General features: G+C 59.9%; 12 protein-coding genes. 9 read left to right on the plus strand and 3 right to left on the minus strand.

Annotation, left to right across the window (positions count from 1 at the left end; translation table 11 throughout):
- Positions 1-47: 47 nt before the first annotated feature.
- On the minus strand, positions 48-4,007 hold the full coding sequence (gene purL, locus ACODRW_RS09530) for a phosphoribosylformylglycinamidine synthase (protein ID WP_488905620.1): 3,960 nt from the start codon (positions 4,005-4,007) through the stop codon (positions 48-50).
- 148 nt (positions 4,008-4,155) lie between these two features.
- Here purL and ACODRW_RS09535 point away from each other — a divergent pair, with 148 nt between their 5' ends.
- Positions 4,156-4,494 carry a P-II family nitrogen regulator gene (locus ACODRW_RS09535; RefSeq protein WP_019100167.1) on the plus strand — a complete coding sequence of 113 codons (339 nt, stop codon included), beginning with the start codon at positions 4,156-4,158 and terminating at the stop codon, positions 4,492-4,494.
- Positions 4,495-4,554: 60 nt separating this feature from the next.
- Here ACODRW_RS09535 and ACODRW_RS09540 read toward each other — a convergent pair whose 3' ends face one another.
- Both ACODRW_RS09540 and ACODRW_RS09545 read right to left on the minus strand, forming a co-directional pair.
- Positions 4,555-6,069 carry a hypothetical protein gene (locus tag ACODRW_RS09540; protein ID WP_488905621.1) on the minus strand — a complete coding sequence of 505 codons (1,515 nt, stop codon included), beginning with the start codon at positions 6,067-6,069 and terminating at the stop codon, positions 4,555-4,557.
- A gap of 142 nt (positions 6,070-6,211) precedes the next feature.
- On the minus strand, positions 6,212-7,003 hold the full coding sequence (locus tag ACODRW_RS09545) for an outer membrane protein assembly factor BamD (RefSeq protein WP_107798797.1): 792 nt from the start codon (positions 7,001-7,003) through the stop codon (positions 6,212-6,214).
- Here ACODRW_RS09545 and rluD point away from each other — a divergent pair.
- From rluD to ACODRW_RS09585, 8 genes are all read left to right on the plus strand, one after another.
- A complete protein-coding gene (gene rluD / locus ACODRW_RS09550) occupies positions 7,002-8,105 on the plus strand; it encodes a 23S rRNA pseudouridine(1911/1915/1917) synthase RluD (protein ID WP_488905622.1) in 1,104 nt (367 codons plus the stop codon). The two genes, ACODRW_RS09545 and rluD, sit on opposite strands and share 2 nt — an antisense overlap.
- Entirely contained in the window at positions 8,095-8,850 is a 756-nt protein-coding gene (gene pgeF, locus ACODRW_RS09555; protein ID WP_107798795.1) for a peptidoglycan editing factor PgeF, read from the plus strand. The genes rluD and pgeF overlap by 11 nt, the downstream gene beginning before the upstream one ends.
- 650 nt (positions 8,851-9,500) lie before the next feature.
- Complete coding sequence (locus ACODRW_RS09560; protein WP_107798794.1) at positions 9,501-12,356, plus strand: ribonucleoside-diphosphate reductase subunit alpha; 2,856 nt, start codon at positions 9,501-9,503, stop codon at positions 12,354-12,356.
- 615 nt (positions 12,357-12,971) lie between these two features.
- Positions 12,972-13,352 carry a DUF6841 family protein gene (locus tag ACODRW_RS09565; protein WP_107798793.1) on the plus strand — a complete coding sequence of 127 codons (381 nt, stop codon included), beginning with the start codon at positions 12,972-12,974 and terminating at the stop codon, positions 13,350-13,352.
- A 184-nt stretch (positions 13,353-13,536) separates the two neighbouring features.
- Positions 13,537-13,923 carry a hypothetical protein gene (locus ACODRW_RS09570; RefSeq protein ID WP_019102819.1) on the plus strand — a complete coding sequence of 129 codons (387 nt, stop codon included), beginning with the start codon at positions 13,537-13,539 and terminating at the stop codon, positions 13,921-13,923.
- A 13-nt stretch (positions 13,924-13,936) separates the two neighbouring features.
- Positions 13,937-14,161, plus strand: coding sequence for a hypothetical protein (locus tag ACODRW_RS09575; protein WP_227103441.1), 225 nt, complete (start codon positions 13,937-13,939; stop codon positions 14,159-14,161).
- A gap of 19 nt (positions 14,162-14,180) precedes the next feature.
- Positions 14,181-15,260 (plus strand): ribonucleotide-diphosphate reductase subunit beta, encoded by a 1,080-nt coding sequence (locus tag ACODRW_RS09580; protein ID WP_048410338.1) that lies wholly within the window; start codon positions 14,181-14,183, stop codon positions 15,258-15,260.
- A gap of 84 nt (positions 15,261-15,344) precedes the next feature.
- The gene (locus tag ACODRW_RS09585; RefSeq protein WP_488905623.1) at positions 15,345-17,228 is read left to right on the plus strand and encodes an ATP-binding protein; all 1,884 of its coding nucleotides are present in this window, start codon (positions 15,345-15,347) and stop codon (positions 17,226-17,228) included.
- The last annotated feature ends 202 nt before the right edge of the window (positions 17,229-17,430 follow it).

Here is a 17,430-nt window from a genome sequence, read left to right on the forward strand (position 1 = left end):
CGATCATGTTCACCATGGACCGGAACACCGGCCCGCCATGGCCCCGCTCAACCCACCCAGCGGCGGGCGGCGGCGAACATCCGGTACCAAGCGCCGTTCTCGCCCCAATCCGCCGGGTGCCAGCTGTTCTGCACAGTGCGGAACACCCGTTCCGGGTGCGGCATCATGATGGTGAAGCGGCCGTCGGCCGTGGTCACCCCGGTAATGCCCGCCGGCGAGCCGTTGGGGTTCAGCGGATAGGTCTGGGTGGCGCGGCCGTCGAAATCGACATAGCGCAACGCCGTCAGCGCCTGCTCCTGCGCGCCCGGCGCGAACACCGCGCGGCCCTCGCCGTGGCTGACCACCACCGGCAGCTGGCTGCCCACCATATCGCCCAGGAAGATGGACGGCGAGGCCGTCACCTCCACCATGGCGAAGCGCGCCTCGAACTGCTCGGAAGCGTTGCGGTGGAACTTGGGCCAGTGTTCGGCGCCCGGGATGATGGACGACAGATTGGACATCATCTGGCAGCCGTTGCACACGCCCAGCGCGAAAGTGTCGCCGCGGCCGAAGAAGGCCTCGAACTGATCGCGGGCGCGCGGATTGAACAGAATGCTCTTGGCCCAGCCTTCGCCGGCGCCCAGCACGTCGCCGTAGCTGAAGCCGCCGCAGGCGGCCAGGCCCTTGAAGTCCGCCAGCGACACGCGGCCGCTGATGACGTCGCTCATATGCACGTCCACGGTATCGAAACCGGCGCGGTCGAAAGCCGCCGCCATCTCCAGCTGACCGTTGACGCCCTGCTCGCGCAGCACCGCCAGGCGCGGGCGCGCGCCGCCGGCGACGAAGGGCGCCGCCGGATCGGCGTGCACATCGAAGCTCAGCTTGGCGCTCAGGCCCGGCGCTTTCGGGCTGGAACGCAGCAGGTGTTCGCTGTCGGCGCAGGCAGGGTTGTCGCGCAGGCGCTGCATGCGGGCGCTGGTCTCGGACCATTCGCGGTGCAGATCGGAACGGCTCTCGTTGAACAACTCCACGCCGCGGTGCTTGATCACCAGGCGGTCCTTGTTGTTCACGCGGCCGATCACGAACAGCTCGCGGCCGATGCCGGCCTTCATGAAGCGCGAAATCACTTCCGGCGTGTCGGATTTCTTCACCTGCAACACCGCGCCCAGCTCTTCATTGAACAGCACCCGCATCAGGCGGCCATGGGTGGCGGCTTCCTGAGTGGGCTGCACGAAGTCGTCGATGATGCGCTGGGTGTTTTTGCGCTCGATCACCAGTTCCTGCAGATCGATGGTGACGCCGATATGGCCGGCGAACATCATTTCCGACAAGGTCACGAACAGGCCGCCGTCGGAGCGGTCGTGATAGGCCAGCAACATATCGTCGCGCAACAGCGTCTGCACGGTGTTGAAGAAGGCCGCCAACTGGTGCGGGCTTTCCACGTCCGGCGCCTTGCCTTCCATCGCCTTCCATACCTGGCCGTAGATGGAACCGCCCAGACGGCAGCGACCGTAGCCCAGGTCGATCAGGATCAGATCGGTGTCCTTGTCCTCTTTCAGCTCCGGCGTCGCGGTTTTGCGCACATCTTCCACCGGGGAGAAAGCGGAAATGATCAGCGACAGCGGCGCGGTCACGGCTTTCTTCTCGCCGGCCTCTTCCCACACCGTCTTCATCGACAAGGAGTCCTTGCCCACCGGGATGCTGATGCCCAGGTCCTGGCTCAGCTTGGACACCGCGTCCACCGTGCGGTACAGGCGCGCTTCCTCGCCCGGGTGGCCGGCGGCGGCCATCCAGTTGGCGGACAGCTTGACGTTGCCCAAGTGACCGACGAAAGAGGCGGCGATATTGGTCAGCGCCTCGCCTATCGCCATGCGGCCGGAGGCCGGCGCGTCGAACAGCGCGGTGGGCGTGCGTTCGCCCATCGCCATCGCTTCGCCGCGGTAGGTGTTGAAACCCATGGTGGTGACGGCCACGTCCGCCACCGGCACCTGCCAGCGGCCCACCATCTGATCGCGCGCGGTCATGCCGCCCACGGTGCGGTCGCCGATGGTGATCAGGAAGGATTTGTCCGCCACCGTCGGGTTGCGCAGCACGCGCAGCGCGGTTTCCTTCAATTCAAAGCGCGAGGCGTCGAAGATGGCCAGATCGCGTTCGCGGGTGCTCACGTCGCGGGTCATCCGCGGCGGCTTGCCCAGCAACACCTCCAGCGGCATGTCCACCGGATGGTTGTCGAAGTGATCGTCGCGCACCTGCAGATGGCCGTCGTCGGTGGCCACGCCCAGCACCGCGAACGGGCAGCGCTCGCGTTCGCACAGCGCGGTGAAGCGTTCCAGGTCCTGCGGCAGCACCGCCATCACATAGCGCTCCTGCGACTCGTTGGACCAGATCTGCATCGGCGTCATGCCCTTTTCTTCCAGGTGCACTTTGCGCAAATAGAAGACGGCGCCGCGGCCGGCGTCGTTCACCAGCTCCGGGAAGGCGTTGGACAGACCGCCCGCGCCCACGTCGTGAATCGACACGATGGGGTTGGCGTCACCCATCTGCCAGCAGCGGTCGATCACCTCCTGGCAACGGCGTTCGATTTCCGGGTTGCCGCGCTGCACGGAGTCGAAGTCCAGGTCCGCGCTATTGGCGCCGGTGTCCATGGACGAAGCCGCGCCGCCGCCCAGGCCGATCAACAGGCTGGGGCCGCCCAGCTGAATCAGCAGCGCGCCTTCCGGAATCTCGTTCTTGTGGATTTGCTGCTGCTGGATATTGCCCAGGCCGCCGGCGATCATGATCGGCTTGTGATAGCCGCGCATCTCGCCCTCCACCACTTCTTCGAAGGTGCGGAAATAGCCGGTCAGATTGGGACGGCCGAACTCATTATTGAACGCCGCTCCGCCAATCGGGCCTTCCAGCATGATCTGCAAGGCGGAGGCGATGCGCTCCGGCTTGCCGTATTGCGCCGCTACGTCGCTGTAACGCTCCCACGGCTGCACAAAGCCGGGGATGTTCAGATTGGACACGGTAAAACCGGTCATGCCGGCCTTGGGACGCGAGCCGCGGCCGGTGGCGCCCTCGTCGCGGATCTCGCCGCCGTTGCCGGTGGACGCGCCGGCGAACGGCGAAATCGCCGTCGGGTGGTTATGGGTTTCCACCTTCATCAGAATATCGGTGGGCTCGCTGTGGTAAGCGTAGCCGTGGCCTTCCGGCTGCGGATAGAAGCGCTCGATGAAAGCGCCTTCAATCACCGAGGCGTTGTCCTTGTACGCCACCAGCGTGCCTTGCGGATTGGCGTCGTGGGTGTCCCGGATCATGCGGAACAGCGACTTTTCCTGCTCCTCGCCGTCGATGATGAATTTGGCGTTGAAGATCTTGTGGCGGCAGTGCTCGGAGTTGGCCTGCGCGAACATCATCAATTCCACGTCGGTGGGATTGCGGCGCATCTTGGTGAAGTTTTCCACCAGATATTCCACCTCGTCCTCGGACAGGGCCAGGCCCAGATCGGCGTTGGCCGCCTCCAGCGCCGCGCGGCCGCCGGCGAGGATGTCCACGCTGCTCATCGGCTGCGGATCTTGATGGACAAACAGGCGGGCGGCGGCGTCCAGCGAGGCCAACACCGTTTCCGTCATCCTATCGTGCAAGAGGCCCGTCAAAATATGACGAGCCTCTTCATTTAAAGATTGTTGCGCGGACTTAACCCAGAAGGCGGTGCCGCGTTCGATGCGGTAAATCCCTCCCAGCCCGCAGTGCTGGGCGATATCGGTGGCCTTGGAGGCCCAGGGCGACAAAGTGCCCAATCGCGGCGTCACCAGAAACAGTTCGCCATCCGGCTGGCCGGCCAACGGCGCTTCGCCGTAACTCAGCAACTTGCCCAAGGTGGCCTGCTCTTCCAGCGTCAGTTCGGTTTCGCTTTCGGCGAAATGCCAGAATTCGGCACTGATGCTGAGGTCCGGCAGCCCGGCTTCGGCGGCTGCGGCAAGCAGTTTTTCAAGACGGAACGGCGACAGCGCAACGCCGCCACGGAGCTTGGTAAGGTAAGACATTAGACACCCGCGACAAGTATCAGGAAAGCGCGTCATAATACAGCAATTCACTGTTTGTTTTAAGCGGCTAATTGCCCGGATGTCCGCCGCTTAATAAAATAATCCGCATTTAGACAGCATTTCATCTCATCAGCAAGGAGCTTCCAGCATGAAAAAGGTTGAAGCCGTGATCAAGCCGTTCAAACTGGACGAGGTGCGCGAGGCCCTGTCCGAGCTGGGCATCAACGGCCTGACCGTCACCGAGGTCAAGGGCTTTGGCCGCCAGAAGGGCCATACCGAGCTCTATCGCGGCGCCGAATACGTGGTGGACTTTTTACCCAAGGTGAAAGTGGAAGTGATCCTGCCGGACGACCTGGTGGAGCGCGCCATCGAAACCATCGTCGCCACCGCCCGCACCGGCAAGATAGGCGACGGCAAGATCTTCGTCACCCCGGTGGAGCAAGTGGTGCGCATCCGCACCGGCGAAACCAACGAACAGGCGATTTAAGCCCACCGGCAAGCGCCGGAACCCGTTCTCCAAGGCCCCGCTTCCGCGGGGCCTTGTCATTTAATCCAAAGGCCCGAACAGGCAGGTATGCGTATCCTGCCCCGCCGCCACCACCTTGCCGTCCCCGGACATGACGATGTGGCTGCTGCTCCGCTCCTCGCCCGGGCAGAACAGGCGCTGCGTCTTGGGCGCGCCAAAGCGCCAGCGCAAAGTGGCGTAGCCGCCCTGCTCCGGCTGGGTGGAGATGCCCGCCACCACGCGGCCGTCCTGACTATAAGCGGTCAGCGTCAGATCGCCGATCACCGGCGAGAACGGCGCCAGCTTGCCGTTTTCCAAGCGCAGCGGGTGTTCTCCGTCCGTAGCGGACGCGCTCAGCCATACGCGGCGGCCATCCTCGGAAACCGAACGCAAGAACATCCCCAGGCTCTCCTTGCGGGTTTCCGCGCGCACCGCCGCCTCCAGATCCGCCTCGCCCTCCGGCGAGATTTGCACGAAGGCGCGCCTATGGTCGTTTTCCCGGTCGAAGGACACAAAAACCGTGCGCCCGTCCGCGGACAAGCCCTCCAACACCGACTTGGCGCGGATCACGCTGACGCCCTCGCCCCCACGCCAACGCACGGCGTCGCTTTCCGTGAAGATCTTCCCGTCTGCGCCGCTCATGCCGGCCCAGGCCAACACCTGAGCGTCGCGCTGCGCGCCATCCATCTTGCCTTCCGCCTCGGCCGGCCACGGCAAGGGCTCGCGCCGGCTTGGCTTGCCCTCGTCCGAGTTCCAGACAAAGCCGTGCCACACGCCGGTGTCGGCATGCTTGAAGTAGCCGGCCACATCGCCGCGCCCCAGATGGACGCCGGAAACATGCAGCTGAGTCGCCACGCCATCGCTCATCAGCGGGCTTTCATTCATGAAATCTTGCATGCGCCGCATCCGTCGCAGCGTGTCCAGATCGCCGCGCAGGGCGATGCCGGCCGTTACGGCCCCATCCGCGCTCAGCGCCAGCGGCAGGCTCATGGGCTCCGGCAACAAGCTGAAACCCTTGCCCTCCACCCATTGGAAGCCGCGCGGCATCGCCCCTTTATCGCTCAGCAGCCAGCCAATCACCGTGCGGCCGTCGGCGCTGATGTCGGTGACGCCGGACAGCCAGGCCAGGCCGACAGGCACCAGCGTCTCCAGCGCTCCGCCGCGCCGCCAACGCACCGCCTCCAGCTTGCCGTCCCGGCCGCTTCCAAAAGCCAAGGTCAGGCCGTCTCGCGACATCGCCACATAGCTGGCGGTGAAATAGCCGCCCTTGGGCAAAGGCAGGGCCGCCTCCATTCCCCCCTGACGCAAGCTCAGGCCATTGGCCGAACGCAGCGCCCACAGCTCATGCCAGGGAAAACGCAGCTTGAGCGCGTCGATCAAACCCATGGCGGAATCGTTCAGTTCGCCGCCGCCGGCGCTCAGCAGCTGCGCCGAGCCGTCGTAGGACAGCTTTTCCGGGTAACGCGCCTTCAATAGGACGAAGTCTGGTTTTGCGGCGGCGGCAAGCGGCGCGCACAAGACGGCCAGCGCCAATAGGGAGGCGAAGGTTTTGGACATGGCTAATTATGATTATCGGCTTAAAGGGCGAAACCATATCATCCCGCAGGCATTGCCCTCAAACCCTTGCCCCGCTGCGCCTGCGCGGCGTCAAACAAAAAGCCCCCGGATTCCGGGGGCTTTCAAACCATTTAAGGTCGGCTTACTTCCACAGCTTCCACCACGGCATGTCCTCGATGGACCAGCCTTCTTTCAGGTATTCGCTATTGGGGTAGTTCAGCGCCAGCACGCGCTTGGCGTCGTCGCGCAGTTGCGGCATGGACAGCTTGTCGTAAGCCGCCACCATGATGCCCAACGCCTCTTCCGGATACTTGGTGTTGGCGTAACTCTTCACCACGCCCTGGGCGCGGTTGGCCGCCGCCAGGTAAGCGCCGCGCTTCATGTAATAACGGGCCACGTGCATCTCGTTGCCGCCCAGCGCGTCCAGCAGCCGCTCCATCTTCTTGGAGGCGTCTTCCTTGTAAATGCTGTTGGGGAAGCGCGTCACCAGCTCGCGGAAGGCGGCGAAAGCCTCGCGCGCGGCGCGCGGATCGCGCTCGCTCATGTCCTGACCGGCCCATTTGGCCAGCAGCCCGGAATCATCGTTGTAAAACACCAAGCCTTTCAGATAATAGATGTAGTCCAGGTTTGGATGGGTGGGATGAAGCTTGATGAAACGGTCGGCGGAGGCGATGGCCTGCTCCGGCTCATTATCCTTGTAATGGGTGTAAGCCAGGTCCATCTGCGCCTGCTGGGCGTAGCGCCCGTAAGGGAAACGCGCTTCCAGCGTTTCGTAGAGCTTGACAGCGCGGGTATAATTGCCGCTGTTCAACTCATCATGCGCTTCCGAATACAGCTTTTCCACGGTCCAGCCGCGAGTCTCATCGTAGGTTTCCGTGGTTGCACAACCGGCAAGCCCCATCACCAACATTGCAGCGACAACGTATCTTTTCATGACTGATCCTTACTTTGACCCGGACGATTATAGCGACATCTCGGAAAACGAGGTATCCGCCACACAACAACTTGATGTTCCGCTGTCGCTGTGCGGCGAACGGCTGGACGCCGCGCTGGCGAAATTGATGCCGGAATACTCGCGCAGCCGGCTGACGCAATGGATCAAGGACGGCCATGTGCTGCTGGACGGCAAGCCCGTCGCGCCCAAGACCAAAGTGCTGGGCGGCGAAAAGCTGGACGTCACCCTGATGCGCAGCAACGAGGAGATGGCCTTCCAGGCGGAAGCCATGGACCTGCCCATCATCTTTGAAGACGATCATATCCTGGTGATCAACAAACCGGCCGGTTTGGTGGTCCACCCCGCCTCCGGCAACTGGAGCGGCACCTTGCTCAACGGCCTGCTCCACCACTGCCCGGCTCTGGCCCAGGTGCCGCGCGCCGGCATTGTGCACCGCCTGGACAAGGACACGAGCGGCCTGATGGTGGTGGCCAAGACGCTGCCGGCCCAGACCGAGCTGGTGCGCCAGTTGCAGGCGCGCACCGTCAAGCGCATCTACCGCGCCATCGCCGACGGCAACGTGCCGTTTGACGGCACCATAGAAACCCAGATGGGCCGCGATCCGCACAACCGCCTGAAAATGGCCGTGCTGAAGTTTGGCGGCAAACAGGCCATCACCCATGTGCGGGTGCTGGAACGCTTCGCCAGCCACTCCTACATTGAATGCAAGCTGGAAACCGGCCGCACCCACCAGATCCGCGTGCACATGCGCGAGGCCAACCACCCGCTGGCCGGCGATCCGGTCTACGGCAACCTGCGCCACAAGATGGACGAAGGCGTGGCCGCCGTGGTGAAGACGCTGGGCCGCCAGGCGCTGCACGCTTACTCCCTGACCCTGGTGCACCCGGCCAGCGGCGAAGAACGCAACTGGAAAGCCCCGCTGCCGGACGACCTGCGCCACCTGCTGGACGTGTTGCGCGGAGACGGCGACACCGCCGACGCCGCGCCGCTGCCGCAATTGCAGGACGAGCCGGAAGACGAGGACTGGGACGAAGAGGACGATGAAGACGACGGCGACGTGGAGGTGATCTATGTCCGCTGAACGGCCTGCCGAACAAGCGCCGGACTGGCTGGAGGCCGACTGGCCGGCGCCGCCCAATGTGCGCACCCTGATCACCACCCGCAACGGCGGCGTCAGCGCCGCGCCCTTCCACAGCCTGAACCTGGGCCAGCACGTGGGCGACGACCCGGCCGCCGTGGCCGCCAACCGCGCGCTGCTGCGCCAGCAACTGCCGGCGGAGCCGGCCTGGCTGAACCAGGTGCACGGCGTGACGGTGCTGAACGCGGCCGAGGTGGGCGCCCAGCCGCCGGACGCCGACGCCAGCTTCAGCCGCCAAAGTGGCGCGGTGTGCGCGGTGATGACCGCGGACTGCCTGCCGCTCCTGCTGTGCAATAGCGAAGGCACGGTGGTGGCCGCCGCCCACGCCGGCTGGCGCGGCTTGTGTGAAGGCGTGATAGAAGCCGCCGTGGCCGCCTGCCAGGAACGCCCGGCGCGGCTGATGGCCTGGCTGGGCCCCGCCATCGGCCCGGACGCCTTTGAAGTGGGCGCGGAAGTGCGCGCCGCCTTCATGGAGCGGGACCCCGCCGCCGCGGCCGCCTTCAGCGATATCGGCGACGGCAAATTCCTGGCCGACATCTACGCGCTGGCGCGTCAGCGCCTGAACGCCGCCGGCGTGGAGCAGATCTACGGCGGCGAAGAATGCACGGTGATAGACCGCGCGCGCTTCTACTCCTACCGCCGCGACGGCCAGACCGGCCGCATGGCCAGCCTGATCTGGCTGGAGTAAGAACCTGTTTACGCTCTAAGAGCGTGTTTACGATCTCGCGAGCAAGAGCGAGACAAGGCGAAAACGGCTGAGAAAGCGGAGTGTACATACAGTACATGAGCATTTCGAATCCGGTTTCAACGCCGTATCGCCGACGCGCAGCAGATCGTAAACAGGTTCTAAGCCACCCACCCCACAGCCCCGCCGCCCGCGGGGCTTTTTATTGACCGCGCGGTCGGACAGGCCAAAAACCCAACACACCAATTACGCACCAATTTCCGCCCGCGCGATGCCGTCCGCGCCCTGATGCAAATCCACAACATCTAGTGGCCTGCGCCGCCCTCCCCGCTGCGGCTTGTTTCAGCAAGGTTTCCTGCCTACAGAATGAAATGTGTCAGCCGGCCAAAAAAAATCTCAGGCCCCGCAAAGCCAACAACCACGGGCTTTCGCCCCTCGTCCGCGCCAAAACAGCCATTAAATCTTCCGCTGTCAAGACTTGTACTGCCCCATACTCAACACTAGAATTTGGGTGTTCCGCGAGCTACAAACAATACATATTGTGTTTACCCACAGCTCGCGCACAGCTTTTCAACAGATTTGTCCACAGCCGGCCTGCCCCTCGGGAAACGCAGCAACGGAAGGACGCAACCACCCACCTTATCGAGGGCTACATGCAATTGACCACCTTTGAAGGGCAGACCGCCGCAGAACTCGGCCGCGCAGCCGCGCCCAAGGCCGATTTCAGCCAGTACAAAACCATCCGTCGCAACGGTGCGGTGGTGCCGTTCGAGCCCGTCAAGATCTCCATCGCCATGACCAAAGCCTTCCTGGCCGTCATGGGCCATCAAGGCGCCACCTCCGCCAGCCTGCGCGAAAAAGTCGCCCAGCTGAGCGAGCAAGTGGCCAGCGCCCTGATGCGCCGCAAGCCGGAAGGCGGCGCCATCCACATTGAAGACATCCAGGACCAAGTGGAACTGTCTCTGATGCGCTTTGGCGAGCATGATGTAGCCCGCGCCTACGTGCTGTACCGCGAACAGCGCGCCCAAGAGCGCGCCGCCCGCGGCGAAGCGCTGACCCAGGTGCAGATCAACGTGGTGCGCAAAGACGGCCGCAAGCTGCCGCTGGACATCGCCCGCCTGCGCGCCACCATCGAATCCGCCAGCCAGAACCTGGCCGGCATCGATATCGACGCCATCCTGAGCGAAACCCTGAAGAACATCTACGACGGCGTCAGCGAAGACGAAGTCAACAAATCCGCCATCCTGGCCGCCCGCTCCATGATTGAGCAGGACCCGGCTTACGATTACGTGACCGCCCGCCTGCTGCTGAACAACATCCGCCTGGAAATCCTGGGCGAAGCCGTCAGCCAGGAAGAAATGGCCAAGCAGTACGCGCTGTACTTCCCCACCTTCATCAAGAACGGCATCGACGCCGAACTGCTGGATGAAAAACTGGGCGAATACGACCTGAAAAAAATGGGCGCCGCGCTGGACGCCAACCGCGACCTGAAATTTGGCTACCTGGGCCTGCAAACCCTGTTTGACCGCTACTTCCTGCACGTGGACGGCAACCGCATCGAAATGCCGCAGGCCTTCTACATGCGCGTGGCCATGGGCCTGGCGCTGAACGAAGTGAACCGCGAAGAGCGCGCCATCGAGTTCTACAACGTGCTCTCCAGCTTCGACTTCATGTCGTCCACCCCCACCCTGTTCAACTCCGGCACCCGTCGCAGCCAGCTGTCCAGCTGCTACCTGACCACCATTGCCGACGACCTGGACGGCATCTACGAAGGCATCAAGGAAAACGCCCTGCTGTCCAAGTTTGCCGGCGGCCTGGGCAATGACTGGACCTCCGTGCGCGCCATGGGCTCCCACATCAAGGGCACCAACGGCAAATCCCAAGGCGTGGTGCCGTTCCTGAAAGTGGTCAACGACACCGCCGTGGCGGTGAACCAGGGCGGCAAGCGCAAAGGCGCCGTCTGCGCCTACCTGGAAACCTGGCACGCGGACATTGAAGAATTCCTGGAGCTGCGCAAGAACACCGGCGACGACCGCCGCCGCACCCACGACATGAACACCGCCAACTGGATTCCGGACCTGTTCATGAAGCGCGTGATGGAAGGCGCGGACTGGGCTCTGCTGTCCCCGTCCGAAGCCCCGGACCTGCACGACCTGTACGGCGCGGCCTTCGAGAAGCGCTACAAAGAATACGAAGCCATGGGCGAACGCGGCGAACTCAAGGTGTACAAGCGCATCCCGGCGCTGTCCCTGTGGCGCAAAATGCTGACCATGCTGTTTGAAACCGGCCACCCGTGGATGACCTTCAAGGACCCGTGCAACATCCGCAGCCCGCAGCAGCACATGGGCGTGGTGCACAGCTCCAACCTTTGCACCGAGATCACCCTCAACACCAATGAGGACGAAATCGCGGTCTGCAACCTGGGTTCCGTCAACCTGTCCGCCCACCTGAAGGCCGACGGCAGCCTGGACTCCGAAAAACTGCAGCGCACCATCCGCATCGCCCTGCGCATGCTGGACAACGTGATCGACATCAACTTCTACCCGGTGAAGAAGGCGCGCAACTCCAACCTGAAACACCGTCCGGTGGGCATGGGCATCATGGGCTTCCAGGACTGCCTGCACCAGAAGCGCGTGGCCTACGGCTCCGACGCCGCGGTGGAGTTTGCCGACGAATCCATGGAAATGGTGGCCTACTACGCTTACTGGGCGTCCACCGAACTGGCGGAAGAACGCGGCCGCTACCCGTCCTACAAGGGCAGCCTGTGGGACCGCGGCATCCTGCCGCACGACAGCATCAACCTGCTGGCGGCCGAACGCGGCGGCTTCCTGGAAGTGGACCGCAGCGAACGCATGGACTGGAACGCGCTGCGTGAACGCGTGAAAACCCACGGCATGCGCAACAGCAACTGCCTGGCCATCGCGCCCACCGCCACCATCGCCAACATCATCGGCGTATCGGCGAGCATTGAGCCGACCTACCAGAACCTGTTCGTCAAATCCAACCTGTCCGGCGAATTCACCGTCACCAACGAATACCTGGTGCGCGATCTGAAAGCCGCCGGCCTGTGGGACGAAGTGATGGTGGCCGACCTCAAATACTTTGACGGCAGCCTGGGCCAGATCGACCGCGTGCCGGCCGAGCTGAAAGCCATCTACGCCACCGCCTTTGAACTGGACCCGCGCTGGCTGGTGGAAGCGGCCTCCCGCCGCCAGAAGTGGATCGACCAGGCTCAGTCCCTGAACCTGTACATGGCGGGCGCCTCCGGCAAGAAACTGGACGAGCTGTACAAGCACGCCTGGTTGCGCGGCCTGAAAACCACCTACTACCTGCGCACCCTGGCCGCCACCAGCGCCGAGAAATCCACCGGCCGCGGCGGCGAACTGAACGCGGTGTCCAACAGCCACAGCCAAGCCGCCGCGGCTCCGGAAGCCATGGTGGACAACACCCCGGCCACCGACGCCAAGTTCTGCAGCATCGACAACCCGGATTGCGAGAGCTGCCAGTAAAGAGTTGTACATGGAGGGCTCAGGCCTGCTGAGCCCTCCAACCAAGAAAGGTTAGGTGAAGCACTCTTAGTAAAAACAATGAGCAATGGCAGTAGAAGTAGTTGCAGCAATGTTGATTTTGTTCTGAACACCTTCGCGAAAGGAGCAACACATGGCTACGTACTATGTAAACCGTCAGAAGCAGCAAAATGGCGACCATGAGGTCCACACTCAGAACTGCCACCATTTGCCACTTCCGGCCAACCGTCACCCGCTGGGTGAGCATGCAGGCTGCAGAAGCGCAGTCATAGCTGCACGAGCGGTCTATCCGCAGTCAAACGGTTGTGTCCATTGCTCGAGAGAGTGTCACACCAGCTAGCACGACTTTGGCGACTTCTAATGGAAGCGGCCCCTAGCCAGCCTTCCTCAGAAACATCCAGCCTGGCCCCGGCCAGGCTCCATCTCACAGCCCTCTGCCCGCAGCCGGCTGTGACATGGCCCCGTAATCCGGCCGCCCCACCCATTGGCCAGCCGCCTGCCCGTTCAGACGGCTGGCCAATGGGGAACGCAGCAACAACCCGCGCCAGACCGTAAGGGCAAGGGAAGCCGCACACACACAAAACCAGGGGAAACCGGATGAACATAGAGGAATTTTTCAACAGCTACGCCGTTGGCTACAGCCAGCTGGATGTGCCCCAAGTGACCGCGCACTTCACCGTGCCCTTCACCGCCATCCACCAGGGAGACCTGAGCAGCTGGGAAGACATGGCATCGCTGCGCGACACCACCACCGCCTTGCTGGCGTGGTACCGCAGCCAGGGCTTTCTCAGCGCCAGCCACCAGCTGGACAGCGTGCTGAATTTTGGCGAAGACGCCGCCAGCGCCCGCGTGCGCTGGATTGTGCAGCGCCAGGACCAGCCGGCCTGGGAATACTGCACCGGCTACCACCTGAAACGGGTGGATGGCCAGTGGAAGATTTACGGCCTGGTCCAGTATCAGGACGCGCCGCAACAGTAAGTAGTGCCCAGCCTCAAGCCGCTTGCCCTCAGGCGGCTTCGGGATGGAAACGCCGCCGGCCCGCGATGCGGGCGACGGAAACAGCTCAAGGCCAAGCAAGCAAGCGCGGCGGGTGTTGAGCGGGTTCCAGGAAGACGAGGCCCACGGCCCCGCCGCCACAAGCCAGGCTTCAGCAGGAGGTCAGATGCAAACGTTTGAAAACATCCGGATCAACGGGTTTTGCGAACAAAGAACCCACAACCCCGACAAGCAGTTTGTGCTGTTCAATATGTACCTGACGCTGAACCAGGCCCCGCCCTGCGAATGGAAGGACCTGTTCAACGAAGCCCGCCGCCTGCCGCGCCAGAAAGTGTGGCGCAAAGCCTGGGTGGAAGCGGATGCGCTGGTGGTGTACTGCCAGCCGGAAGAACTGCAGCAGCAAATAGAGCTGCTCAAGCAAGACATAGAACAAGCCAACCGGCAATACCGCCAGCTGCTGAAGCTGCGGCAGCCGCGCGGCAGCCAGGTGGAGCAGGAGGAAAGCAGCGAACGCCAGCTGATCCACCGCCTCAGCCAACAGCTGCGCTTCTGAAAGGACGCCGCTCATGAGCGCCACCGCATTCTGTATCGCCCGCCATGGCGAAAATGGCAAAGACGCAGGCTACCGCAAACTGGGCAGCCTGCACGTGGACCTGGACCCGGTGCCGGCAATCGCCGCCGCGCCGCGCCAGATACAAATACTGCGCAAAAGCAGCCTGCCGCTCAGCCCCAGCCTGGCTGGCGACAAGCAGCCGCTGCCGCCCCAAATCACCGCGCCGGACGCGGAGTAAATCCAGACAGGAGCCCTTAATGCTGAACTTTGACGACACCATCGAAACCAAACCGGCCGCCCCCTCCGCGGGCGCCAACGCCGCCGGCCGCGTCAACGTGGTGGACAAAAAAGTGATCAACGGCACCACCGACGTCAACCAGCTCGTGCCCTTCAAACACAAATGGGCATGGGAAAAATACCTGGCCCAATGCGCCAACCACTGGATGCCGCAAGAAGTGAACATGCAGCGCGACATTGAACAGTGGAAAACCGGCCAGCTGACCGAAGACGAAATGCGCATCGTCAAGCGCAACCTCGGCTTCTTCGTGACCGCGGACTCCCTGGCCGCCAACAACATCGTGCTGGGCACCTACCGCCAGATCACCAGCCCGGAATGCCGCCAGTTCCTGCTGCGCCAGGCCTTTGACGAAGCCATCCACACCCACGCCTACCAATACATCGTGGAAAGCCTGGGCCTGGACGAAGGCGAAGTCTTCAACGCCTACAACGAAATCAAATCCATCCGCGACAAAGATGAATTCCTGATCCCCTTCATCGATGTACTGTGCGACCCGGCCTTCAAGACCGGCACGCTGGAAAACGACCAGAAGCTGCTCAAATCCCTGATCGTGTTCGCCTGCATCATGGAAGGCCTGTTCTTCTACGTGGGCTTTGTGCAAATCCTGGCGCTGGGCCGCCAGAACAAAATGACCGGCGCGGCGGAACAGTACCAGTACATCCTGCGCGACGAGTCCATGCACTGCAATTTCGGCATCGACCTGATCAACACCATCAAGCTGGAACAGCCGGAAATCTGGACCGAAAGCTTCAAGGCCGAGATCACCGAACTGTTCAAACACGCGGTGGAACTGGAATACGCTTACGCCGAAGACACCATGCCGCGCGGCGTGCTGGGCCTGAACGCCAGCATGTTCAAGGAATACCTGCGCTTCATTGCCAACCGCCGCATGCAGCAGATTGGCCTGGACCAGCTCTACCCCGGCGTGAACAACCCCTTCCCGTGGATGAGCGAGATGATCGACTTGAAGAAGGAGAAAAACTTCTTTGAAACGCGGGTTACTGAGTACCAGACTGGCGGGGCTTTGAGCTGGGATTGATTTAAAAACAAAGCACGCAAATAGCGTGCTTTGTTTTACAAACAAAAAATGACATTGACAAATGAGAAATGGATATAAAGAAAAATGACATCCTTGCGACCCAAGATTGAATTTCGTCACGTTTTAGGTGAGTTATCTGTAAATAGAAATGATCCTTGCGAAGTCATCAGAGAATTAATATCAAATTCATATGATGCTGAAGCTAGTAATATGGTTTATGCCCCGATCGGAGAGGAAAAAGGGTTCGCATTCTTTGATGATGGAACCGGTCTATCCTCCACAGAGGAAATCAATGAAATAACCCCGTACGAGGCCTTCTTCTCAATTGGAAAATCAACAAAATTAAAAGGTGAGGCCATTGGCTATAAATGTCAAGGATCAAAACTATGCTTCGCATGTCAGCGCATCATTGTAATAACAAAGTGCTTGAGCGAGAAAAATTGGCGCTCAATAGTAATTGAAAATCCTCGCGACAAACTAACCATAGACTATGACATAACGCCTAAAACTGAAGAAAGCCCATGGATCACCTTATCTGACTTTTTTACAAGTAAAACATTTGAAACAAAAAACATACTAAACAAATTTTCCGAGGAGTTTTTCAAAGAAAAATTCCACAAAGGCACTTTTATTGCAATTACTGGCTTAGACACCGAAAATTACCACAAGCATTTTATGATTACAGAAATGCTTGAGGAATCGTACATAAACAATTACATTCGATTCTACACACGACATGGTGACATTAGATTTTTAACCAAAGACCAAGGCTTTGAATCCAATCAAATATTACAACTTGGAAAAGGATTTCACAAAGCAAGACTAGAAGTTTTTGACAAAGGAAATTCTAAAGAAATCCCTTATGGATATCCATATTTAGAAATACCAGAAAATACAGCAGATATCAAATCACCCGATCAAATAGCACGCCTTCGTGACGGTAGATTTTTTGCACGAACAGCAAAGACGTTTAACATCTCCGGCAAGAAGTTTTCTATTATTTTTGCCATCGACGGCAACAGAAGAGCTCATGAAGAATATAAAAATCTAGGCCGAAAAGGCAAGGCAAAATCTGGAGTTAGGCTCAGCGACCAACGTGGTGTATTTATTGCTGTAGGTGGCATAAAGATCTGTCAGCATTTAGATCTTTTGAACTCCCCTGCCCTAAATGATTACTCCATATTGACAGAGAAGGATAACTCAAATCATTTCTCATTAATCATAAATGGAGATTTTGATTTGGTAACGAATAGAAATTCACTCAGCAGAAAGTCTTTTGACATTCTGTCCAGCCCCGAATTTTTGAGTGAAATAAAAAAATGCCTTGATGATTTTCGCCGAAAGAACACTGTATTTTCAGGCTTCCTCTCCAGAATAAAAAGGGAAAGCACTGAGAATAAGTTAAATGAGCAAATTGAAATACTAGAAAATTCCAAGAAACTAATAAGAAGCCGTGAAAGATTCAGAATACAAACCTCAACAAAAGCTAGTGAAATATTCTTATCCCCCCTACCAGGGGAAGAATATCTAGTCGGCGTGATATATTCATCTCTTTACAACTTCTTACCAAGCAACTCCCCCTACACCGAAAGCTGGAAAAAGGTTCTGACATTTTCCACCCAAGGAATTGACAGCATTGGCATAGATGATGTAAACGCAAAAACTTTGCTTGGAGATTCAAATTTAATATCCATTGAATACAAATACTCATTTACTAACTCTGGACCATTCAATCATGCTCTCGCCATTGTAGACTACATTATTGCTTGGGAAGTGGAGCTCAAGGATGGGGAGCAAATAAATGATGACTATACCTGCTTCGGCAAAGTAAGAAAAATTAATGACCTCTGGGAAATATATGAGATTGAAAGCAATGATGGAGGCCAATACCCTGATAGAACTGTAAAAGTTATTTGCCTAAGAGATTTAATTAAAAAAACATTTAACGTAAATTACTCTAAACCATAACTTATTTACCGCGAAGTTGAAGTAGCCTATTAGGATGATCATTGGATTTTGAAATCCGCTTCGCGGATAACGCTTGTCATGCCGGTTCCGCCCGGCAAACGGGCAAGGGGATTGCGCGGCCAATCCCCTTGCAACCCCAGGCCACCCCTACAGCGCGACAAAGCCCCACCTTTCAAACCGGACTCGAGGAGCTGCCGGAACT

The organism is Chromobacterium sp. FG89 (genome assembly GCF_057808735.1).